20 protein-coding genes are annotated in these 22818 nt (G+C 71.1%); 14 read left to right on the top strand and 6 right to left on the bottom strand.

Going from position 1 to position 22818, the window contains the following annotated elements; genetic code table 11:
• Positions 1-16 precede the first annotated feature (16 nt).
• The 3 genes from ABWV20_RS07595 (at position 17) to ABWV20_RS07585 (ending at position 2731) form a co-directional block, all read left to right on the top strand.
• Positions 17-781: a class I SAM-dependent methyltransferase gene (locus ABWV20_RS07595; protein WP_353354267.1), complete on the top strand. Its 765-nt coding sequence runs from the start codon at positions 17-19 to the stop codon at positions 779-781.
• 87 nt (positions 782-868) lie between these two features.
• Positions 869-2149, top strand: coding sequence for a DNA polymerase IV (gene dinB / locus ABWV20_RS07590; protein ID WP_353354266.1), 1281 nt, complete (start codon positions 869-871; stop codon positions 2147-2149).
• A 180-nt stretch (positions 2150-2329) separates the two neighbouring features.
• The gene (locus ABWV20_RS07585; protein WP_353354265.1) at positions 2330-2731 is read left to right on the top strand and encodes an SCO2097 family morphological protein; all 402 of its coding nucleotides are present in this window, start codon (positions 2330-2332) and stop codon (positions 2729-2731) included.
• A gap of 73 nt (positions 2732-2804) precedes the next feature.
• Here the strand turns inward: ABWV20_RS07585 and ABWV20_RS07580 are convergent, their stop codons facing one another.
• Positions 2805-3293, bottom strand: a complete 489-nt coding sequence (locus tag ABWV20_RS07580) for a DUF456 domain-containing protein (RefSeq protein WP_353354264.1) — start codon at positions 3291-3293, stop codon at positions 2805-2807.
• Positions 3294-3344: 51 nt separating this feature from the next.
• Positions 3345-3569, bottom strand: a complete 225-nt coding sequence (locus ABWV20_RS07575) for a DUF7455 domain-containing protein (protein WP_353354263.1) — start codon at positions 3567-3569, stop codon at positions 3345-3347.
• A gap of 329 nt (positions 3570-3898) precedes the next feature.
• On the opposite strand from ABWV20_RS07575, the gene ABWV20_RS07570 reads away from it, so the two are divergent.
• The 7 genes from ABWV20_RS07570 to ABWV20_RS07540 all read left to right on the top strand — a co-directional run bounded on the left by ABWV20_RS07570 (position 3899) and on the right by ABWV20_RS07540 (position 11465).
• Positions 3899-6031 carry a DNA gyrase/topoisomerase IV subunit B gene (locus ABWV20_RS07570; protein ID WP_353354262.1) on the top strand — a complete coding sequence of 711 codons (2133 nt, stop codon included), beginning with the start codon at positions 3899-3901 and terminating at the stop codon, positions 6029-6031.
• Positions 6032-6320: 289 nt separating this feature from the next.
• Positions 6321-7304 carry an AAA family ATPase gene (locus tag ABWV20_RS07565; protein WP_353354413.1) on the top strand — a complete coding sequence of 328 codons (984 nt, stop codon included), beginning with the start codon at positions 6321-6323 and terminating at the stop codon, positions 7302-7304.
• Positions 7305-7321: 17 nt separating this feature from the next.
• Positions 7322-8209, top strand: coding sequence for a DUF58 domain-containing protein (locus ABWV20_RS07560; RefSeq protein WP_353354260.1), 888 nt, complete (start codon positions 7322-7324; stop codon positions 8207-8209).
• Positions 8196-8678 (top strand): hypothetical protein, encoded by a 483-nt coding sequence (locus tag ABWV20_RS07555; protein ID WP_353354258.1) that lies wholly within the window; start codon positions 8196-8198, stop codon positions 8676-8678. Before ABWV20_RS07560 ends, ABWV20_RS07555 begins: the two co-directional genes overlap by 14 nt.
• Positions 8669-9643: a vWA domain-containing protein gene (locus tag ABWV20_RS07550; RefSeq protein ID WP_353354257.1), complete on the top strand. Its 975-nt coding sequence runs from the start codon at positions 8669-8671 to the stop codon at positions 9641-9643. Before ABWV20_RS07555 ends, ABWV20_RS07550 begins: the two co-directional genes overlap by 10 nt.
• The gene (locus ABWV20_RS07545; RefSeq protein ID WP_353354256.1) at positions 9640-10650 is read left to right on the top strand and encodes a VWA domain-containing protein; all 1011 of its coding nucleotides are present in this window, start codon (positions 9640-9642) and stop codon (positions 10648-10650) included. The genes ABWV20_RS07550 and ABWV20_RS07545 overlap by 4 nt, the downstream gene beginning before the upstream one ends.
• Entirely contained in the window at positions 10647-11465 is an 819-nt protein-coding gene (locus ABWV20_RS07540) for a hypothetical protein (RefSeq protein ID WP_353354254.1), read from the top strand. Before ABWV20_RS07545 ends, ABWV20_RS07540 begins: the two co-directional genes overlap by 4 nt.
• Before the next feature lie 19 nt (positions 11466-11484).
• On the opposite strand, the gene ABWV20_RS07535 is transcribed toward ABWV20_RS07540, so the two are convergent.
• The 3 genes from ABWV20_RS07535 to ABWV20_RS07525 form a co-directional block, all read right to left on the bottom strand.
• The gene (locus tag ABWV20_RS07535; protein ID WP_353354253.1) at positions 11485-12468 is read right to left on the bottom strand and encodes a ferredoxin family protein; all 984 of its coding nucleotides are present in this window, start codon (positions 12466-12468) and stop codon (positions 11485-11487) included.
• 104 nt (positions 12469-12572) lie between these two features.
• Positions 12573-15026 carry a DNA gyrase/topoisomerase IV subunit A gene (locus ABWV20_RS07530; protein ID WP_353354252.1) on the bottom strand — a complete coding sequence of 818 codons (2454 nt, stop codon included), beginning with the start codon at positions 15024-15026 and terminating at the stop codon, positions 12573-12575.
• Between the two features lie 130 nt (positions 15027-15156).
• Positions 15157-15819 (bottom strand): nitroreductase family protein, encoded by a 663-nt coding sequence (locus ABWV20_RS07525; protein WP_353354250.1) that lies wholly within the window; start codon positions 15817-15819, stop codon positions 15157-15159.
• Between the two features lie 98 nt (positions 15820-15917).
• Here ABWV20_RS07525 and ABWV20_RS07520 point away from each other — a divergent pair, with 98 nt between their 5' ends.
• From ABWV20_RS07520 to ABWV20_RS07505, 4 genes are all read left to right on the top strand, one after another.
• The gene (locus ABWV20_RS07520; protein ID WP_353354248.1) at positions 15918-18644 is read left to right on the top strand and encodes a bifunctional acetate--CoA ligase family protein/GNAT family N-acetyltransferase; all 2727 of its coding nucleotides are present in this window, start codon (positions 15918-15920) and stop codon (positions 18642-18644) included.
• Between the two features lie 69 nt (positions 18645-18713).
• Positions 18714-19313 (top strand): DUF5998 family protein, encoded by a 600-nt coding sequence (locus tag ABWV20_RS07515; RefSeq protein WP_353354246.1) that lies wholly within the window; start codon positions 18714-18716, stop codon positions 19311-19313.
• 7 nt (positions 19314-19320) lie between these two features.
• Complete coding sequence (locus ABWV20_RS07510) at positions 19321-20532, top strand: alkaline phosphatase family protein (protein WP_353354244.1); 1212 nt, start codon at positions 19321-19323, stop codon at positions 20530-20532.
• Positions 20533-20543: 11 nt separating this feature from the next.
• Entirely contained in the window at positions 20544-21236 is a 693-nt protein-coding gene (locus ABWV20_RS07505; RefSeq protein WP_353354243.1) for a thymidine kinase, read from the top strand.
• Positions 21237-21268: 32 nt separating this feature from the next.
• Here ABWV20_RS07505 and sepH read toward each other — a convergent pair whose 3' ends face one another.
• Entirely contained in the window at positions 21269-22726 is a 1458-nt protein-coding gene (gene sepH / locus ABWV20_RS07500; RefSeq protein ID WP_353354241.1) for a septation protein SepH, read from the bottom strand.
• Positions 22727-22818: the final 92 nt, after the last annotated feature.

Below are 22818 nucleotides of genomic sequence, written 5' to 3'. Positions count from 1 at the left end.
AGACCTGGAGGACGCCGTGCCAGACGAGCAGCATCCGCAGCACCGCGTCGGTGCCCGCCTGTCCGCCGTCGTCTCCTCCGTGCGCGCCCACGCCGACGAGGAGGCGCGCATCCTCGGACGACAGCTCGACGTGCTCGACCTCGGGGGCGGCACCGGCGGCGTCGCCGTGCCCCTCGCCGAGGACGGCCACCAGGTCACAGTCGTCGATCCGAGCCCGGATGCACTGGCGGCCCTGGCCCGTCGCGTTCGCGAGGCCGGCATCCACGACAACCTCATCGCGATCCAAGGAGACGGTGACTCCCTCGACAGCGTGCTGTCCGGTCGCCGGTTCGACCTCGTCTGCTGTCACGGTGCCCTCGAGTTCGTCGACGACCCCGCGGCCACGCTGCGGGCGATCTCCGACGTGCTCCGTCCCGGAGGCACGCTCTCCCTCCTCGTCGCGGGGCGGCTCGCGATGGTCTTCGCCAAGGCCGTGGCAGGGGAGTTCGCGCAGGCCCGCGCGGCCCTGCTCGACCCGGACGGGCGGTGGGGTCGCACCGACCCGCTGCCGCGCCGGTTCGACCTGGACCGGCTGGAAGGGCTGCTCGCCGACGCCGGGCTCACCGTCGCCCAGGTCCGCGGCACCAACATCCTCGGTCACCTCGTCCCCGCCTCCCTCATCGACTCCGACGCGGACCGCGCGGCCCTGGCCGAGCTCGATGAGATCCTCGTGGCCGGGCCCGGACGAGAGTTCCTCCGGACCCTCGGAAATGGGCTCCACCTCATCGCCCGGCGCGACTGAGTCCCGCTGCCCCATGGTCCTGGTGCTGGACCTGGTGCTGGTCCTGGTGCGGGTCCTCCTCCAGGGCCTCGTGCAGGAGGACCGGCGATGAGCCGTCGGCAGTTCACCGCCCCGGAGCGGACCGAGGAAGGGCCGCCCGATGACACCGGCTGCACCATCCTGCACGTCGACATGGACGCCTTCTATGCGTCTGCCTCGCTGATCTCCCGACCAGAGCTCCGCGGCAAGCCGGTCATCATCGGCGGCGCGGGTGGGCGCTCGGTGGTCCTCTCCGCCACCTACGAGGCGAGAACCTTCGGGGTGACCTCGGCCATGCCGATGGCTCGGGCGCGGCGGCTCTGCCCGCAGGCCGTCGTCATCGCACCCGACCACCGCCGCTACGCCGCCATCTCGGACGCCGTGATGGCCACCTTCGCTGCCGTCACCGAGCACGTCGAGCCGCTGTCGCTCGACGAGGCGTTCCTCGACGTGTCCGGCGCTGTGCGACGGCTCGGCTCCCCGACCCAGATCGCGGAGCAGCTGCGCGACACCATCGCCGACGAGCAGGGAATCACCTGCTCGGTCGGCGTCGCCTCGACGAAGTTCGTCGCCAAGCTCGCCTCGACGCTCGCCAAGCCCGACGGCCTCATCGTCGTCCCCCGCGACGAGACCGTGTCCTTCCTCCACCAGCTACCGGTGGGGGCCATCTGGGGGGTCGGTGACAAGACGGAGGAGCACCTGCACCAGCTCGGCCTGCGCACCGTCGCGGACCTGGCCCACACCCCGCTCGAGACCCTCCAGCGCGCCCTCGGCGACGTCGCCGGACGCAGTCTCCACGACCTGGCCTGGGGCCGCGACCCCCGCAGGGTGGTCCCCGAGCGGAGGGAGAAGTCGATCGGGGCGGACGAGACCTTCGCCCACGACATCGACGACCCGGAGCGCATCCACCGAGAGTTCCTCAGACTGGCCGACCGCACCGCTGCCCGGGCCCGATCCGCCGGCATGGCGGGACGCACCATCTCGATCAAGGTGCGCTTCTCGGACTTCACGACCATCACGCGAGCGAAGACCCTGCGCCATCACACGGACGTCTCCCGTGAGATCTTCGCCACTGCCGTCGAGCTGTTCGATCGGCTCGGACTGCAACGCGCCCGCATTCGGCTGGTCGGGGTCCGGCTCGAGGGCCTCGTCCCGGCGAACGCCGCCCCGATCCAGTCGGCGCTGGATGAGCCCGAGCACGGCTGGCGGGACGCGGACCGGGCCGTGGACCGGGCCAGCGCCCGGTTCGGCGCTGGAGCTGTCCGCCCGGCGAGCCTGATTCCGGACTCGGCCCTGGGGGCGGACCCCAGGTCCGGTCGCCCGTCCGGACCCGCGTCGGGGCGGCGATGAGCGTCCGCAGAGCCGGCCGGACGCCGCCGAGATCCGGTCAGAACGCGGAACCCTCGGCCGCCTAGGTTCGTTCGGGTTCACAGGAGGGTAAACGAGACTTATCCTGAAAGGGAGAGCCCCCTACGACCAGCCGTCGTAGGACGGTCGAGTCGACAACACCGCAGGACAGGGAGGTGCCAGGTGGCACTCTCGGAACACGAGGAGGCACTGCTCCAGCAGATGGAGGAGGCCCTCTACGCCGAGGACCCGCGATTCGCATCGCGGATCGAGAAGACGAAGTCACGTGCGCTGGGTCGGGGACGAATCGTCGTGGGTGTTGCCGCCGGAATCGTCGGCTTGGCGCTGATCATCTTCGCGGCCATGAGCTCGAACATCTGGCTGGGCGCGGTGGGGTTCGCCGCCATGGTCGCCGGCATCGTCTGGGCGATCACCCCGGCCAAGCAGCCACTGGGCACGGTGGGTCCGGAAGGAGCCGTCAACCCCCGCAAGAGTGCCAAGGGACGTTCCTCCGGTGGAAAATCGGGCACCTTCATGGACCGGCTGGAGGAGCGCTGGGACAAGCGACGTCACGACCAGTGGTGACGCGGCCGCCAGCGGCCCTCGAGAACCGAGCCCAGCGGCATACGACCTGAGGTCCTGAGCGTTCCCGCAGGGCTCACGGGCGGGTCAGGAAGACGCCGATCGCCCAGGTGCCGATGATGAGAAGCGCCGTCAGCAGCTCGATCCCCATGTTGAGCATCACCGCGCGCACCGCATGACGCGTTGCGGTCCACGCTCGATCATGGCGCCGGTGCTTCGCCCGCTCGAGCAGGTACACCGTCCCGACGAAGGCGATCGGCGCACCGACCAGAGGGATCACGAAAAGGCCGACGACCGCGGCCACCAGGGCGACCGCGAGGATCCGCGAGTCCACCCCTGTTGCCCGCATGCGCCGACCAGGAATGACGTACTGCGACACCAGCCCCATGGCATAGATGGCCGTGGCGAGCCCGAAGACCACCCAGCCACCCGTCGACTGGCTCGTGGCGGCCCAGAGCAGCGTTGCCGCCCACACCAGGAGCAGACCCGGGAGAACCGGGACGACGATCCCGACCGTTCCCACGATCATGACAACCAGGACCAGGACGTTCAGCCCGGTGATCACGGCGACGCCACGTCAGGAGGGGTCACCCGAAGGCGCCGCGTCGGCTCGCCCTCACCGCTCCTCAACGGGAGCAGAGATCGGGGTCTCCGTGAGTCGGTCGCTCTCGTCGCGGATGTCGACGGCCCGGTCCATCAGGGCGGGAAGGTGCTGACGACCGTGGTGGGCGCAGAAGAGGAGCTCACCGCCGGTGACGAGACGGGCGCGAATGTAGGCCTGGGCGCCGCAGCGGTCGCAGCGGTCGGACGCGGTCAGTTCGGGTGCCAGTGCTGTGTTCATCGTGCTCGCCTTCTCTCCACCCTCTTGGGGCTCAGCCGAGACTGAACCCTGTCATATACCAAGACGCTCGACCAAAGGATTGCGTTGCCCCGCTGGGGGCACCATCACCCGCTAGCCGTGCGTCGTGGACGTTCCAACAGTGAATCACGCGGATTCCTTCCCGACTCGGAGGCAAGGCTCCGGAGAACTGCGTCATGTCCGGATCGTTACGCGTCCCCTACCCACCGCGACCCCTGCCGCGAGCCTCCCGGCCCGGCCGAGGGAGGATCGTTAGGCTTCCGTTGCCGACCACCCCGAGCCAGCCCCGACGAAGAGAGTGATCCACCGCCTTGGCCTCCGCCTCCCGCCCCGTCCCCAACGGCAACGGCGACTACACCGCCCGCCACCTCCAGGTCCTCGAGGGACTGGAGGCCGTGCGCAAGCGTCCGGGCATGTACATCGGCTCCACCGACCAACGCGGCCTCATGCACTGCCTGTGGGAGATCATCGACAACGCCGTGGACGAGGCGCTCGCCGGGGTGTGCGACCACATCGACGTCATCCTGTCCGGCGACGGCTCGATCGAGGTTCGGGACAACGGCCGCGGCATCCCGGTCGACACCGAGCCGCGCACCGGCCTCTCGGGTGTCGAGCTCGTCTTCACCAAGTTGCATGCCGGTGGCAAGTTCGGCGGGACCTCGTACGCCGCCACGGGAGGGCTCCACGGCGTCGGCGCCTCGGTCGTCAACGCGCTGTCCGCCCGTCTCGACGTCGAGGTCGACCGGGGCGGCAAGACCTATGGGATGAGCTTCCGGCGCGGCGAGCCCGGCGTCTTCACCGACGCCGGCCCGGTCCACTCCCCGGACTCCCGGTTCGCGCCCTACGAGAAGCGCAGTGCGCTGCCGGTCATCGGCAAGGCAAAGCGCGGTGTCACCGGCTCCCGCGTCCGGTTCTGGCCGGACCCCCACATCTTCCTCAAGGGCTCGCTGCTCGACTATGACGCCCTCGTCGCCCGGGCTCGGCAGACCTCGTTCCTCGTCCCCGGGCTCCGGCTCGTCATCCGGGACGAGCGGGGCCTTCCGGGCACCCCCGCGGCGGAGGGCCCGGTGGAGGAGGTCTTCCACCACGACGGCGGCATCACCGAGTTCGTCGAGTTCCTCGCCCCGGACACCGCCGTGACCGACGTGTGGCGCCTCCAGGGGTCTGGCACGTTCAAGGAGACGGTGCCGATCCTCGACAACGAGGGCCACATGACCCCCACCGAGCTCGAGCGCGAGTGCGTCGTCGACATCGCGCTGCGGTGGGGGCAGGGCTACGACGTGCGCATGCAGTCGTTCGTCAACATCATCACCACCCCCAAGGGCGGCACCCACGTCGCCGGCTTCGAGCAGGCCCTCCTCAAGGTCTTCCGACGCCAGCTGGAGGTCAACGCCCGGCGGCTCAAGGTCGGCAACGACAAGCCCGAGAAGGACGACGTCCTCGCCGGGATGACCGCGGTCGTGACCGTGCGACTGGCCGAGCCGCAGTTCGAGGGCCAGACCAAGGAGGTGCTGGGCACCAACGCCGTGCGCGCGATCGTTGCCAAGGTCGTCGAGAACGAGCTGACCGCCCGCCTCACCTCGACCAAGCGGGGGGACAAGGCCCAGGCCGCCCTGCTCCTCGAGAAGGTCGTCTCCGAGATGAAGTCGCGCATCAGCGCGCGACTGCACAAGGAGACCCAGCGGCGCAAGAACGCGCTCGAGAGCTCCACCCTGCCGACGAAGCTGCGGGACTGTCGCACGACGGACGTGGACCGCTCCGAGCTGTTCATCGTCGAGGGCGACTCGGCGATGGGCACGGCCAAGGAGGCCCGCAACTCCGAGTTCCAGGCCCTGCTGCCCATCCGGGGCAAGATCCTCAACGTCCAGAAGGCCTCGGTCTCGGACATGCTCAAGAACGCCGAGTGCGCCTCGATCATCCAGGTCATCGGGGCCGGCTCGGGACGCAGCTTCGACCTTGCCGCTGCCCGCTACGGCAAGGTCATCATCATGACCGACGCCGACGTCGACGGCGCCCACATCCGCACCCTGCTGCTCACCCTCTTCTTCCGGTACATGCGTCCCCTCGTCGAGGCCGGTCGGGTCTACGCGGCGATGCCTCCGCTGCACCGGATCGAGGTGATCAACGCCGGGTCCAAGAAGAACGAGCTCATCTACACCTACAACGAGCTCGAGATGCGTCGCACGGTCTCCCGCCTCGAGAAGAGCGGCAAGAGGATCAAGCAGCCCATGCAGCGCTACAAGGGCTTGGGGGAGATGAACGCCGACCAGCTCGCCGACACGACGATGGACCCGAGGCACCGCACCCTGCGCCGGGTGACGATGCGAGACCTCGAGGCCGCGGAAGGCACGTTCGAGCTGCTCATGGGCAACGAGGTCGCCCCTCGCAAGGACTTCATCATCGAGTCCGCGGCAGAGGTCGACCGCGAGCGCATCGACGCCTGAGCCGGGAGCCTCGGTCTAGGCGGCATCCACAGGGTGGATCACTCGGGCGGCGACCGCGCTTCTGCGTGCTTACGATGACCGTGCCCGGCGGCCGGGCCGTCGAGTGTCGGTCCAAATCGAGAAGGGGACCAGGGTGGAGGATCACGGGGGCGGCGAGGCCCGTCGCACGAGCAGCGCGTCGGAGGCCTTCGTCGCCGCACGGGCCGGTGGCGCTCGCGGTCCCGAGGACGCGTCCGCCAGTGTGCGCAGCCACCGAACGGCCTTCGACACCCCGGCTTCCCCCGCCCCGATGCGCTATCTCGAGCCCGGCGAGCTCGAGTGGGCCGGAGCGGCGATCAGGGAGATCGCGGCGGCGTTCGCGAGCCGGGTCGTGGGCCAGGGCCGGCTCCAGGAGACCTTGCTGGTTGCCCTCCTGACGGGGGGTCACGTGCTTCTCGAGAGCGTCCCCGGTCTCGCCAAGACCACCGCCGCCCAGACCATTGCGCAGTCGGTGGGCGGGACCTTCCACCGCATCCAGTGCACGCCCGACCTGTTGCCGAGCGACATCGTCGGCACGCAGGTCTACAACCAGCAGACCGGGGCCTTCCAGACCCAGCTGGGCCCGGTCCACGCCAACTTCGTCCTCCTCGACGAGATCAACCGGAGCAGCGCCAAGACCCAGTCGGCGATGCTCGAGGCGATGCAGGAGCGCCAGACCTCGATCGGTGACCGCAGCTACCTGCTGCCCGACCCCTTCCTCGTTCTCGCCACCCAGAACCCCATCGAGCAGGAGGGCACCTACCCGCTCCCCGAGGCGCAGATGGACCGTTTCATGCTCAAGGACGTGCTCGACTACCCGTCGCCGGCCGAGGAGGCCGAGGTGCTGCGCCGGATCGACTCGGGGATCTTCACCCATCCGTCCGAGCCGGTCGTCAGCATCGCGGACGTCAAGCGCCTCCAAGGGCTGGTCGGCCGCATCTACATCGACCCGGCGATCATCAACTACATCGTCGGCATCGGCTACGTCACGCGACACCCCGGCGACTACATCAGCCCGGAGCTGGCCTCCTACGTCCAGTTCGGGGCGAGCCCCCGGGCCAGCATCGCGTTCACCAGCGCTGCCCGCGCCCGGGCCCTCATCGACGGGCGCAACCACGTCGTGCCCGACGACGTCAAGGCGCTGGTCCATCGGGTGCTCCGGCACCGCGTCATCCTCGGCTTCGAGGCGGTGGCCGACGATCTTCCCGTCGAGCGCGTGATCGACGCCATGGTGGGCGGGATTCGCACCCCGTGACGGGGGCCGCACACGCCATGACCACGCCGTTGTTGACCCGGGTGAAGAGCACGCTCTTCGTGCACGCGCGACGGCGCTCCCGCAACCTCCTCGAGGGGGAGTTCGCCTCCGTCTTCCACGGCCGGAGCCTCGACTACGACGACCTGCGGGACTACGTTCCCGGCGACGAGGTTCGCGACATCGACTGGAAGGCAACCGCCCGTCACACCTCTCCGCTCGTCCGCCGCTACGTCGCCACGCGGAAGCAGAACCTCATGCTCGTGGTCGACACCGGCCGGGGTATGGCGGCAGCAGCTCGGAGCGGAGAGCCGAAGAAGGCTGTGGCCATTGCGGCCGCCGGGCTCGTCGGCTACCTGGCGCAACGCCACGGTGACCTCGTCGGCCTGGTCCGCGGCGACGCGAAGGGCACGGTGGCCCATGACCTGCGGGGGAGTGAGGCACACCTCGAGCGACTGCTGCGCGCCATCGACACGGCAACCACGCTGCACGGGGACGCGAGCGACCTGGCCACCCAGCTGCGCTGGCTCGTGCGCAACGTCCGTCGTCGACTACTCCTGCTCATCGTCGCCGACGACCGCGAGCTCGACCCTGCACTCGCCGACCTCCTCCGGCGTCTCCAGGTGCAGCACGAGATCCTCTGGATCACCGTGGAGGACGTCGACCCCACGACCATCGACCCTGCCCGCCCGACGGTGGACGTCGCCGACCACTACGCCATCCCGTCGTTGGTCCGGACCGACGCGACGGTTCGGGCGGCCTACGCCGAGGCCGTGGCAACTCGCGCCCGGGCCACCGACACGGTGCTGGATGGCGCCGGGATCAACCACACCCGGGTCGGGGGCAGTGACGACGTCCTCCTGGCGGTCTTCACCTTGCTCGAGAGACAACGCCGTGCGCTCCGCTGACGCCCCGCCACCGGGCTTCTACCCGCCCGCCCCCTACTCGGGGCACTGGGTGTGGATCGGGATTGCCCTGCTCGGGGTCGTGCTCGTGTGGTACGTCTGGGTCTGGTGGGCGACCCGGGCCAGGCCGGTCGTGGTCCCCCGGCGCATCACACCGGACCGGCTCAGCCGCATCCGCGCCGACTACGCGCGTCAGATCGACCTCGTCGTCGCCCAGGCACATGACGGGGCCATCACCCAGCGTCGGGCTCATCAGCAGGTCAGCGTGCTCGTGCGCCACTTCGTCCAAGAGGTCTCGGGCATCAGGGCGCCCACGATGACGCTGACGGATCTGACCAGCTCGGGGGAGCGTCTGAGCCCCGTGTCCCGGGTGGTGGGCGTCCTCTACCCCGGCGAGTTCGCCCCCCGCGAGACCCAGTCGGTCGCCGGCGCTGCCCAGGTCGCGAAGGAGGTCGTCTCCAGATGGAGCTGAGGTATCCCGCCCTCGTGACCGTCGGTGGGCTCCTCGCGCTGGCCGCGGCCGTCGTCCTCTGTCTCCTGGTGTCGAGGCGGAGGCAAGGGAGGGCTGTCGCCGTTGCCAACTCCGATCTGCTCACAGACCTCCCGGAGTACCGCCGCGCCCTCCGCCGCCATCGAGTCCGCCTCACCCTGCTCTCGCTCAGCGCAGTGCTGCTCGGAGGTGCCGCCCTGGTAGGCGCTGCCCGTCCGGTGGACGTGACCGTCGAGCGGCCGGAGACCCGCAGTCGGGACATCATGCTCTGCCTGGACATCTCCGGGTCGATGGCGGCCTACGATGCCGAGCTGATGCGGACGTTCTCGCGCCTGGTCACCCAGTTCGAGGGCGAACGCATCGGGTTGGTGATCTTCAACTCCTCTGCCGCCACTGTCTTCCCATTGACCGACGACTACGACTTCATCCGGGGCGAGCTCCACATCGCCCTCCAGGCCCTGCTGGGCGACCGCCAGTACGACTACTTCTTCGCGGGAACGTTCAACGGGCTGGGCACCTCCCTGATCGGCGACGGCCTGGCGAGCTGCGTGGCGAGCTTCGACCGGGTCGACACGCGACGGGCGCGATCGGTCGTGTTCGCGACGGACAACCACCTCGCCGGCCGACCGATCCTCCAGCTGCAAGAGGCCATCGAGCTGGCCAAGCTGCGCGGCGTTCGCGTCTACGGACTCAACCCGGAGGAGTCAGGGCAGGACGAGCAGGCGGTCGAGATGCGCGATCTCGTTCGCGGGACTGCCGGCGACTACTACGCGATGAGCGACCGTGCCGCCGTGGACGGCATCGTGGCGGCCGTTGCCGCCCAAGAGGCCACGCTGATCGATGCGGCTGCGCGGCGGCTGCTGAGCGACAGCCCGGACGTTCCGGTCGCCCTCGCCGGGCTGGGTCTGCTGGGTGTTGTCGTCGCGAGCAGGAGGCGGGGAACGTGACCTTCCTCCCTGTCGCACCCGCCTGGATCCTGGCCGTGCTCGTCGCGTGCTCGCTGGTCGGGATCTGGTGGCATCCCGTGACTCGCCGGCCCCACGGGCAACCGCTCGCGGGGCCCTGGCGGCTGACCGCGGCCGTGGTGCTCCTCGGCGTGGCCGTCGTGCGGCCAGGGGTGCCCGGCGACGAAGGGCAGGCCACGGCGGCCAACCTCAACGTCTACTTCGTCGTGGACACGACGAGCAGCATCATCGCCGAGGACTGGGGGGGCTCCGCGCCTCGCCTCGTCGGACTCCGCGGCGACATCGCCGACCTCGCTCTTGCGCTGTCGGGAGCTCGCTACTCGATCGTGACGTTCGACCAGGCGACCCGGGTCCGGCTTCCTCTGACGACCGACACGACGGCGTTGGAGGCGGCTCTGGCCACCGTGCTCCCCGAGCCGTCCGAGTACTCGTCGGGATCATCCGTGACTGCTGCCAACGAGCGTCTGACCATCCTGCTCGAGCAGTCCGCCGAGCGGCATCCGGAGCGCGGTCGCATCGTTTTCTACCTCGGCGACGGTGAGCAGACCGCGGCCGGTCAGCCACCGCCGTTCACGGTGCCAGCCGGGCTCATCCAGGGTGGCGCCGTCCTCGGCTACGGCACGGCGCAGGGAGGTCGGATGAAATCGACGCGCGCTCGCTATGACGAATCGCCGTCCTACATCCAGGATCCCGCGACGGGCGCCGACGCGCTGTCCAGGATCGACGAGGGACGCCTCCGCGAAGTCGCGTCACAGCTCGGCCTGGCCTATCTGCATCGGGTCGCGGGCGAGTCAGTCCTGCCTGCTGTCGATGGCGTCGACGTCGCGCGCTACGGCTCCGACGAGGCCCTGGCGCGCGCACGCCTCGGTGCGCGTCGGGAGCTCTACTGGCCACTGCTCATCGGGGTTGCCGGGTTCGCCGTGTGGGAGCTCGGACTCGCCCTCGCAGGGCTCGCCGAGTCCCGCCGGCGCCGGGAGGCGAGGCGATGAGCGCCCTGACGACGCCCACCCCACTGCCACCCAAGAGACCAGGGGGAGGGGAGTCGGCGGGCCCGACGCGCACGTGGACGCCAGTGCGCACGGTGCACCGACGCCGGTTGCTCCTCGCGTCGGCCCCGGTCGTCTTCCTCGTCCTCCTCGTCGCCCTGCGCCTGCTCACGCTCAACGCGGTGCACACCCAGACGCTGGCGTCGTACCAGACGGGGGAGAAGGCGCGCACCCTCGGCTGGGCTGAGCGGCAGGGCTGGGTCAATGCCGTCGAACGGTTCCGCGCCCCGTTCGCCGTCGGTGATGCACACGTTCTCAGCGGCCACTTCGGGCTGGCTCGGCCCTTCTTCGAGGATGCGCTCGATGAGGTTCCCAAGGGCGGGCTCGATGAGTGTCAGGTCCGGGTCAACCTGGGCCTGACCTACGAGGCGTTGGGGGACCAGTCGAAGGCGCGGGGACGCGCCGAGGAGTGGCGGCAGTTCTACGAGAAGGGGCTGGCCACGACGCGCGAGCGCCCCCCGCTCTGCGACGCACCGCAGGGCGATGACACGGGCGAGCAGCTGCGGGAGGCGGAGCAGCGGATGGAGGAGAAGAACCAGCCAGAACCGGGCGACCAGGAGCAACCCACTCCAGGAGGGAGCCAGCCGGATCCGAAGCCGACCCCCACCCCGGACCCAGAGCTGGTGCCCGGTCCGGAGCAGGAGGACGCGTTGCGGGAGCAGCAACGCCAGAACACCATTGAGCGCAACGAGCGGCGGGGCGCCGAGGACCGTGACGCACCGGAGAGCGGGACGGGCAGCTACCCGCGTCCTTGGTGACCGCCCGGGACGCGGTCGCTCAGCCGGTGGTGGGGACGCCTGGACCGGCCACGACCTCGCCGACGTACTCCACGACGTCGACCGGCGCCTTGCCGCATGACTCGGGACGTTGCCGGCTTTGCCTGCGACGGTGCACGCGCACCCGCCATGCGCGGCCGTCCTCGTGCTCGACCCGAACCTCGGCCGCATCGTCAGCACCTGCAGCGCGACCCTCGGCGCCACCCTCAGCTCCATCGGCGCCACCGGCAGGCAGCGCCCAGAGTGCCCCGAGCCGCGTTTCGCCGCTCAGCGCACGAACCTGCGACTCCGCGCACTGCGCCGGTCCGGGGAGGGCTGAGCGCCCTCGGTCGTGCAGTCCGCCGAGCAGCTCACGTGGGACGTGCCCCGTGTCGCTGGCGGCGAGGGCGAACCCGGTGGCCGCCTCGTCGAGCCGAGCGAAGCCCTGTCCCCAGGGCAGGAGCACAGCCGTGGGAGCGAACCGGTGTCCACCCGTGTGCGACACCTCCCAGACGCGCTCGGCAGCCTCGCTCGAGGCCGCCGCCGCAGCGGCCGCCAGTGGGCGTCCGCGGACGGCGCAGCACACGTCGCGGCGTCCGTTGGTGCAGATCAGCAGGTGTGGCGGCGCGTCCTGCGCCGCGGGAAGGGAAGCCCGGACGAGCTCGCGGTGACCCTTGGCCAGCGCCGTCCAGTCGAGCGCGAGGAGCTCGCCGGGCCGGTCCACCCGAGCCGCCAGGAGCCAGCCGTCGTCGGCCCGGGCCCCGGCGTGCGCCACGAGCACACGGCGTGGCCCGTCCCGGTCGGGATGCCCTCCGGGACGACGCATGAGCATGAAGCGCCCGCCGGCATGCGCGCAGCGGCCGTCCAGCTCGGCGCCGAGCTCTGCACCCAGGTGCGACTCGAGGGCGGCCACCCGGCCCCACGGGCCGGACTGCTCGAGGACGACGAAGAACGCCGCTTCGGCGCTCGTGCCGAAGGCGCTGGTGCCGTCGAGCTCCCAGAGCACCGAGCACGCATCGTCAGCCGACGTCCCCTTTCCCGCCGTGGCCGGGTGCCGACCGATGTCCGGCTCACCGGGATTCGGTGGCGCGGAGTCGGACCGGCCGGGGGTCATGCGCGCGGGGGCGGGGGGACGATGGAGGCGATGACAGCCGTGCTCGCGGTCCCCGACCCGTCTCGTCGGCCGGTCGCCGGCGGGAGCTCGAGGGCGACACCGTTGGCGGCGGCCGCCCGGACGGGCGTGTTGCCGGCGAACGCGACGACGAGCGTATCCTCACCCTTGAGGAACCGATGGCAACGGACGCCACCCGTGGCGCGTCCCTTGGGCGGGTACTCGGTGTACGGGGTCACCTTGATGGAGCCTCCCTCCGTGCCGGGTAGGGCCCCTGAGGAACCGGCCGACGTGACGACCAGACCGTCCGCGGCCGGGTCGACCACCCCGAAGAAGACTGCACGTGCCCCCGGCCCGAGCTTGACCCCGGCCATGCCGCCCGCGGAGCGACCTTGGGGGCGCACGGCCTTCGCTGCGAAACGGAGCAGCTGCGCGTCACTGGTGATGAAGACGAGGTCGAGGTCGTCGCGGTCGGCAAGGCCCGCACCGACCACCCGATCACCGTCCTTGAGGTTGATCAGGCTCCAGTCGGCGCCCTTCGGGGCGTCGGCGGTGACCCGCTTGACGATGCCGGCGGCCGTGCCGAGTGCGACCACCGGGGCGTCGGCGCCGAGGGGCACGATGGTGAGCGGGTCCTCGCCCTTTCCCAGGTCGACGTAGGCGGCGAGCGGCGCGCCGCCGCCCAGGCTCGGTGCGCCGTTGGTGGGGGGAAGGGTGGGCAGCTCGAGGGCGGAGAGGCGGACCATGCGTCCCGCGGTCGTCACGAGCCCGAACTCGCCACGGGCCGTCGTGAGGACAGCCCCGACCAGCGCGTCGTGCCGGGACCGGGCGCCGTCCGCGGCGACCGGCTCGGCCCCGGCGGTCCTGGCGAGCAGACCGGTGGACGACAGGAGCACCCAGCACGGGTCGTCCGCGACCTCCAGCGGGGTTGCGGCGGTCTGCCTGGCCTGCCCGGAGCTCTCGAGGAGGACCGTGCGACGGGGTGTTCCGTGCTTCTTGGCGACGTCGGCCAGCTCGGTGGACACGAGCTTGAGGAGCAGCTTCTCACTGTCGAGCAGGGCTCGGAGCTCCTCGATCTGGCGTTCGAGCTCGTCCTTCTCGGCTTCCAGCTCGATCCGCGAGAACTTCGTCAGGCGACGCAGCTGGAGGTCGAGGATGTAGGTGGCCTGCGGGTCGGACAGGTCGAAGATCTCCATGAGCCGCGTCTTCGCCGTCGCTGCGTCGTCGCTCGATCGGATCACCTGGATGACCTCGTCGATGTCGACGATGGCGATGAGCAGACCCTCGACGAGGTGGAGGCGCTCCTCCCGTTTGGCGAGACGATGCTCGGATCGCCGCCGAACCACGTCGGTGCGGAAGTCGACGTAGACCTGGAGGAGCTCCTTGAGGCCCATGGTCCTCGGCTGGCCGCCGACCAGGGCGACGTTGTTGATGCCGAAGTTCTCCTCCATCGGCGTGAGCCGGTACAGCTGCTCGAGCACCGCCTCAGGGTTGAAGCCGTTCTTGACCTCGATGGTCAGGCGCAGGCCGTTGGCGCGGTCGGACAGGTCCTTGAGGTCGCTGATTCCCTGCAGCTTTTTGCTCTGGACGAGGTCGCGGATCTTCTCGATGACCTTCTCGGGGCCGATGAGGTAGGGCAGCTCCGTGACGACGATGCCCTTGCGGCGGGGGGTGATGTTCTCGATCCGCGCCGTCGCGCGGGTGCGGAAGCTGCCGCGGCCGGTGAGGTAGGCGTCGCGGATCCCGTCCAGACCGATGATCCGGCCGCCGCCGGGCAGGTCTGGCCCGGGCACGAACTTCATCAGCTCGTCGAGGGAGCTGGAGGGGTTGGCGATGAGGTGCCGCGCCGCGCCGATGACCTCGACGAGGTTGTGCGGAGCCATGTTGGTCGCCATGCCCACGGCAATGCCGGAGGCGCCGTTGACCAGCAGGTTGGGGAAGGCCGCGGGCAGCACCTCGGGCTGGTACTGCGTGTCGTCGTAGTTGGGCACGAAGTCGACGGTGTTCTCGTCGAGGGACGAGACCATGAGGAGGGCCGACTCGGCGAGGCGCGCCTCGGTGTAGCGCGCTGCGGCAGGGCCGTCGTCGAGCGATCCGAAGTTGCCGTGCCCGTCGATGAGGGGCAGTCGCAGGGTGAACGGCTGGGCCATGCGCACCAGCGCGTCGTAGATCGCGGTGTCGCCGTGGGGGTGGTACTTGCCCATGACCTCGCCGACGATGCGCTGACTCTTGACGTGGCCCCGGTCGGGGCGTACCCCGAGCTCGTTCGCGCCGTAGAGGATGCGCCGCTGCACCGGCTTGAGGCCGTCCCGGGCGTCGGGCAGGGCGCGCGAGTAGATGACGCTGTAGGAGTACTCGAGGAAGGCGTTCTGCATCTCCTCCTCGACGTCGATCCCGACGATCTTCTCCTCGAAGTCCTCAGGGGGAGGCGTGGTGGGGGTGCGTCGGGCCATGCCGGGTCGGGCTCCTTGTCGCGGTCGGGGGAACACCCCATCTTCGCGCACCGCGCCGGGCGGGCGTGACGTGCCACGCCGCGGCGTGGCACGTCGAGAGCGCCCCGTGGTCCGGGGCCGCCCTCGGGGCTCACCCAGGAGTGGCCGCCGGAGGGTCCGGGAGCGGCGCCCGCCCGTCGTCGGGGCGCCGTCGACCGAACCGCCCCCAGTGGGCGACGTCGGCGAGGCCACGCCGTGGCCGTCGCAGGCTGGGGCTTCTCGGCCCCGGGCGTGGATGACCGATCGACACGACACCCACGATGCGCCGGTCTCGAGGCACCGAGAACGCGGCCTTCACCGCGTCGTGCCGGGTGGCGGGGACACCGAAGAAGAGGCCACCGAGTCCCTCGTCCACTGCCGTGAGCAGGAGGAGCAGGGCCGCCATGCCGGTGTCCACGTCCCAGTAGGGCACGGGCCAGCGGCTCTCGTCGCGGTCCGTCCATCCCTTGTCCGGCGCGGCGTAGCGGTCGAGGTAGGCCTCCTTGTCGGCGAGGCAGACGATGAGCACAGGAGCCTGCCGTATGCCGCTGAGCCAGGTGTCGCTCGGAGCGTCCGGCGTCGTGGTCGTCCTCCAGAACAGCTCGCGCTCGGGCTCGTCGCTGAGCACGAGGAAGTCCCAGCCCTGGCTGAAGCCGGCGCTCGGTGCCCGGACGGCGTTCGCGAGGCAGCGTTCGACGACTTCGCGCGGGACCGGCCGACGTGCGTCGTACCGGCGGACCATGCGCCGGCGGCGCACCACGTCGGAGAACTCCATGCGCCCAGCCTCGCACCGGTGGGACCGGGTGGCGCGACACCTGTGGGTGAGTCGGCCCGTCGCAGACGCGGTGGCCCCGCTCGTGAAACGATGGCCCCATGGTGGGAGGCAGCGAGATGCCGTCGGCGTCCCAGGTGGTCGGTCCCGGCGCCCAGGGTGGCGTCGTCGGCGACGAGTCGTGGCCGCGGCCGCCGATCGAGTGGGAGGCGGACGTCGTCCTGCGGGACGGGACGGTGTGCCACATCCGGCCCATCGGGCCCGCGGATGCCGACCTGCTGCGCCAGTTCCACAACCGCCAGTCCGACGAGTCGATCTACTTCCGGTTCTTCGCGCCGCTGCGTGAGCTGAGCGACCGCGACGTCCACCGGTTCACCCATGTCGACTACCACGACCGTGTCGCCCTGGTCGCCATCCTCAACGGCGAGATCATCGGCGTCGGGAGGTTCGACCGGATCGACGCGGCGAGCGCCGAGGTCGCCTTCAACATTTCAGACCACATGCAGGGCAAGGGCATCGGGTCGGTGCTGCTCGAGCACCTCGCCGCCATCGCCCCCGAGGTCGGCATCACGCGCTTCCGGGCGGAGGTGCTCCCGCAGAACCGCAAGATGCTGATGGTCTTCAAGGACGCCGGCTACGAGGTCTCGAGCCACATCGAGGACGGTGTCGTGGGACTCTCCTTCGACATCCTGCCGACCGAGCAGTCCAAGGCGGTCCAGCTCTCCCGCGAGCACCGTGCGGAGTCCCGGAGCATGCGCACCATCCTCTTCCCCGAGAAGGTCGCCATCATCGGGGCCAGCCGTCGCGAGGACTCGATCGGCGCCCTCGTCCTGCGCAACCTCATCCGGGCCGGGTTCAAGGGTGAGCTGTACCCGATCCACCGCGAGGCCGAGGAGATCCAGGGTCTCCGGGCCTATCGGACGATCGCGAGCGCCCCCGGTCCGCTTGACCTCGCCGTCGTCGTCGTCCCTGCGGCCGACACGGTCGAGGTCGTCGAGGAGTGTGGCCGGGCCGGGGTCAGGGCCCTCCTCGTGCTGTCGTCCGGCTTCGCCGAGAGCAGCGACGAGGGTGCGCGCCTTCAGGAGCGGCTCCGCACCAGCGCCCGGGGCGCGGGGATGCGGGTCGTCGGGCCCAACAGCTTCGGGCTGATCAACAACGAGCCGGGGGTCCGGCTCAACGCGACGCTGGCCTCGGTCATCCCCGACCAGGGGTGTCTCGGCCTCTTCGCCCAGAGCGGCGCACTCGGGATCGCCGTCCTCGCCTCGGCAGCCCGACGGGGGCTCGGCATCTCGATCTTCGCCTCGGCCGGCAACCGGGTCGACGTCTCCGGCAACGACCTCATGCAGTACTGGATCGACGACCAGGACACGACCACGGTCGGCCTCTACCTCGAGTCGATGGGCAACCCGCGCAAGTTCTCCCGGATCGCGCGGCACCTCGCTTCCGTCAAGCCGGTCATCGTCGTCTCGTCCGGGGTCTCGCAGTACGCTGTGCCGCCCGGCCACCGGACCCGAACGCCCAACGTCCCACCGCAGGCCTTCGACGCGCTGCTCCGGCAGGCCGGCGTCATCCGCGTCGAGAACGTCCACCAGCTCTTCGACGTCGCGCAGCTGACCCTGCACCAGCCCCTGCCCAAGGGGGAGCGCATCGCAATCGTCGGCAACTCCGATGCGCTCGGCTCCCTGAGCGCATCGGCCGCCGAGAGCTGGGGACTGCAGGTGACCCACGGTCCCGTCTCCCTGCTCCCGCAGGCCTCCGCCGAGGAGTTCGCCGAGGCGCTCGATGCCGCGTTCGACGACCCCAAGGTCGACAGCGTCGTCGCGGCCTTCATCCCACCGCTCGTCACACCGGACGAGGACGTGTCCCTGGCAGTGCGCACCGTCGTTGCCAGGCACGACAAGCCCTGCGTGGCGACCTTCCTCGGGATGCGAGGTGTCGATGGCGGCCTCCGCTACACCGGTCTCGACGGCCAGGAGCGATCGGTTCCCTCCTATGCCATGCCCGAGGACGGGATCAGGGCCCTGCGTTCGGTGACCAGCTACGCGCAGTGGCGGGCCCGGGACCGCGGCCAACCCGTCGCACCGGTCGGAATCGACCGAGCGCGCGCTTCCGAGCTGCTCGACGGGTGGCTCGCGGCCAGCCCCGACGGGCGCCCCCTGACCCGGGACGAGGTTCGGGAGCTGCTCAACACCTACGGCATCCGGCCCTGGCCGGCGATCGAGGTATCGAGCGCCGAGGATGCCGTGGCCGCCGCCGACGAGCTGAGCTACCCCGTCATCCTCAAGTCGACCTCGCCCGTGGTCCGGCACCAGCCGGGACTCGCGGGGGTCCGGGGGGACCTCGGGGATGCCGATGCCGTTCGCGACGCCCACGCGTCGCTGACCGAGCGGCTCGGGCCGCTCGGCGCGGATCGCTTCGTCATCCAGCGGATGGCCGTCCCCGGTGTCTCGTGCGTCCTGAAGGCGACCGAGGACCCCTTGTTCGGGCCGGTCATCAGCTTCTCGGTCGCCGGCCCTCCGACCGACCTGCTCGGCGACATCGCCCACCGCATCCCACCCCTGACCGACGTCGACGTGACCGACCTCATCAGCGGTGTCCGGGCCGCACCCCTGCTCGCCGGCCACCGGGGTGCCGCCCCGGTGCACCGTGCTGCGCTCGCCGACCTCATCGCCCGACTCTCGGTGCTCAAGGACGACCTGCCCGAGCTCGCGTCGATCGAGCTCAACCCGGTCAACGCGTGGACCGGCGGGGTCGACGCGCTCGGCGCCGAGGTGGTCATCAGCCCCGCCCTCGTGCGCAAGGACACCGGGCGTCGTTCCCTCACCTGAGCCGCTTTCCTGGTCGGCCCGACGCGGACGGTGGCCGCGTGGGTCCGGTTGGATGCGAGGATGTCATCCATGCGACGCCTTACACAGGATGCCGAGCGGGCCCTCCCGGAGGACCTGACCTCGGCGATCACCCGGGCCGGCTACTACCCGGCGCTCGTCTGCGACGTGGTCGAGTCCGCGCTCGCGGGGGAGGAGGTGGTGTCCCACCTGGTGCACCAGGAGACCACCTTCGACCACGACACGGTGCGTCGCCACGTGACGGTGCTGGTGGTCACGGCCCGGCGGCTCGTCATCGCGCATGCCGACGACCATGCAGAGCCGGGGGCCCAGCCCACCGCCACAGCGACGACCGAGACGGTGCCGCTCGATGCGGTCCGTGGCGTCATGGTGACCCATGTCGTGACCGAGCCGGAGTCGTTCGTGCAGGCCAGCCCGTCGAGGGACATCACCCTGACGCTCGGATGGGGAGCGGTCAGCCGCCTCGACCTGCTTCCCGCTCAGTGCGGGGACCCGGACTGCACCGCCGACCACGGCTTCGAGGGGACGGTGGCCTCGGACGACATCTCCCTGCGGATCAGCGCGGCGGCCGACGGGGAGGCAGCCGTGGGGCAGGCCCTCGGCTTTGCGCGCCACCTGTCTCGCGCCATCGGCGGGTCCTCCGGGACGTGAGGAGCGGATGAGCGCAGGCGCCTCGATGCCGCGATCGCTGCCCGACCGGTCGGCCGCCGCACCGGCCCAGCCGACTTCAGGGCCGACGGCTCCGCTCGACTGGTCCCAGGGCACCCTGGCATCGGTCCTTCCTTCAGTCGCGGACCGGCTCGGAGTCCGCCGCTATGCGGGAGCGGACGTCTTCGGGATGCCGCAGGTGCGGCGCGCTGTCGTCGTGCTCGTCGACGGGCTGGGCCACGACCTGCTCCGGCAACGCAGTGGTCACGCGCCCTTCCTGCGCGAGCACCTGCCGCGAGCACATCGCGTGCCCTGCGGGTTTCCCACCACCACGGCGACGTCCATGGGCAGTTTCGGCACCGGCCTGCCGCCGGGCGCACACGGGCTCGTCGGCATGCAGGTGCTCGACCCGATCGCGGACCGGCTCGTCAACGAGCTGTCCTGGGAGGACGGTCCCGACCCCGAGCTCTGGCAACCGCACGGGACGGTCTTCGAGGCTGCCGCCGGTGCGGGGGTGGAGGTCACCATGGTCGGTCCGCACTACTTCGAGGGGTCCGGGCTCACGACGGCCGCGCTCCGCGGTGCGCGCTTCACCGCCGCACGGACGCTCGACGACCGGGTGGCCGCCGCCGTCGCCGCGGTTCGGGCCACCCCCCGCGCCCTCGTCTACCTCTACTGGGGCGAGGTGGACAAGGTGGGCCACGTGCACGGGAGCCAGTCCTGGCAGTGGGGGGAGGAGGTCGAGTCCGTCGACCGGGCCCTCGCGTCGCTGGCGCGGTCGGTGCCGGACGACACGATGGTCGTCGTCACCGCAGATCACGGCATGGTCGACATCCCCCACGCCAACCGGCTCGACCTCGTCAACGAGCCGGACCTGATGGCAGGGGTGCGACACCTGGGCGGCGAGCCCCGTTGCCTCCAGCTCTACACCCTCGAGGGTGCCGCCACCGACGTGGCGCAGGCCTGGCAACAGCGAGTCGGGGACCGTGCCCGGGTCCTTTCCCGCGAGCGGTTGGTCGAGGAGGGATGGTTCGGCCCCGTGGAGACGCGCGTCGCCGGCCGCATCGGCGACGTGGTCATTGCGATGAACGACTCGTTCGCCGTCGTGCACAGCGGGCTCATGCGCGCCCAGATCGTCCGCCTGCTCGGCCTGCACGGGTCGACGAGCGACGCGGAGCTCGCCGTGCCGGTCGTCGTCGTGCCTCCCCGCCGGGGCGTCTAAGGTTGGCGACCGTGGCTGAGCTCGTCTTCTTCTCCGGGACCATGGACTGCGGCAAGTCGACCCTCGCCCTCCAGATGGACCACAACCACGCGGCGAGGGGCCGCGTCGGGCTCATCTTCACCAAGATGGACCGCGCCGGCAGCAACGTCGTCTCGTCACGGCTCGGCCTCTCCAGGGCGGCGCTGGAGGTGTCGGACGACCTCGACCTGTGGGACGCCGTCGTCCAGTGCGCCACCGCAGGACGGCAGGTCGACTACCTCGTCTGCGACGAGGCCCAGTTCTACTCGCCCGCCCAGGTCGAGCAGCTCGCCCGGATCGTCGACGAGATGGACGTGGACGTCTTCGCCTTCGGCATCACGGCTGACTTCCGCACCGAGCTCTTTCCGGGCAGCAAGCGACTGCTGGAGCTCGCCGACCGGGTTCAGGTGCTCCAGGTCGAGGCGCTGTGCTGGTGCGGTCGGAAGGCGACGACGAATGCGCGCGTCGTCGACGGGGTCATGGTCGTCGAGGGCGAGCAGGTCGTCGTCGGGGACACCCAGTCCGGCCGTGCCGGGCTCGTGGAGTACGAGGTGCTGTGTCGCCGGCACTACATGCGTCGGATGACGGCCCAGGCGGCCCGAGCCGCGTCCCTGTCGCCTGAGGTGCTGCCATTCGACCTGGACGTCTGCGCGCTTCCCCCGCGACCGATCACCCAGTCGGAGTAGCGGCGCCACTGTCCGGGCGACCGCGGGTCGGCTCAGTCGCCCTTTCGGCCGAACATGATGTCGTCCCAGCTCGGGACACTCGGGCGGCCCGACTTGCGGGTTGACGGGCGCCGTGACGGCGGTTGTGGCACGGGTCGAGCAGAGGTCACCTCGTCGGCGGGTGGGTCGTCACCCAGCTCGCCGAGCGTGTGGTCCCCGCGACCCGGGGGCGGCTGCGCCGCCAGGCCCCCCCGGGCCGACCGGACCGGCCTGTCCGGGTTGGTGGATCGCCTCGGCTCCCGGGGTGCGCCGTCGCCCTGGGGTAGCGGCTGCGTCTCAGCCACGGTCCCGCTCCGGCCGGGGCCGGTCCGGCGCTTGGTGGGCGGCAGGCTGGTGTCCAGTGCCGGGTCCTGGCCGTCGTCGCCGGTCTCGGGGCCGGTCTCGGGGCCGGCGTCCGCGCCGTCACCGCCGTCACCGCCGTCGCGGGTGCCCGACTGGTTGGCGCCGCTGGAGCCGGCCCGTCGCCGGCGTCGGGCCGGCCTCGGCTTGGTGCCCGTGACGGGGGTCTCCCGGTCGAGAGACTCGCTCGCGCCGCCATCTCCTGCCGGGCCGGTCGCCAGCGCGTCGTCCTCGGGGTGGCCGTGTGCGCCTGGCGGCATCTCGCCGGGCGCCGGGGTGCGGGCGAGGTCCTCCAGGGGAAGCGCCTCCTCCGGGGCCGCGTCGATGCCGGGAACATCCGCGCCGCGGCTCCGGCGGGGCCGGCCGCGCTGTGCACTTCGCCCGCGCATGGCCTCGATGAGGTCAATCGGCTCGGCCGGTCTTGCCGCCGCGCCGCGCGAGCGCGGGGAGATCCCGCCCTCGGCCTCGACGTCGTAGACGTGGCCCGGGCCCGCCAGCGCAGCGAGGTGGGGCGCCGGCACGGGGCCGGGCCCCTGGGTGTCCTCGTCCTCGCTCAGCCACCGGGCCTCGTCGTCGCGGGCGACGACGGTCCGGGCCAGCGGGTCGAAGTCCCAGGCCGCCTCCCGCTGGCGACCTCCGGCGTTGAAGAGGACCACCACGGTCCAGACACCCCTCTCGGTGCGGCGCGAGTCCCATCGCGTCGCGTCGGGGTCGAGCTCCCGGGACCTCAGCCGCTCCGAGACGCGTGCGCCCAGGGTCGAGGCGGCGCCGTGCGAGCCGCGGCCACGCAGCCGAACCTGCCGGGCGAGGCCAGCGACGTGCTCGCGCTCGGCGAGGATGGGCACCTCGTAGCGGTGGACCTTCTCGACCGTCCAGCCGGCACGCTCGGCGACCTCCTCGGCCGTCAGCCCGGCGCGGATCATGGCCTGGACGTCCTTGGGGCGCAGGCCACCCTCCATCTCCAGCTGGAGCTGACCGAGCCTCGGCCGGTCCCGGCGAGCGGCCGCGCGCAGCGACTCGTCCAACGGCACCCGGTAGCGGTTTCCCTCGTCGTCGGCGAGCAGGAGGTGCACTCCGTCCTCATGGACGCCGATGAGCCTGAGGTCCTGCATGCGTGGGGTCTCCCGGTCGGTCGTCAGCCGGAGATCGTCCGGCTGCCTGCGTGTCGAGCATGCCACCGCAGCCGATGCGGCAAAAGCGACCA

This window comes from Intrasporangium sp. DVR (assembly GCF_040365325.1).
Lineage (GTDB): Bacteria > Actinomycetota > Actinomycetes > Actinomycetales > Dermatophilaceae > Intrasporangium.
This window is presented reverse-complemented; position numbering and strand designations above follow the sequence as displayed.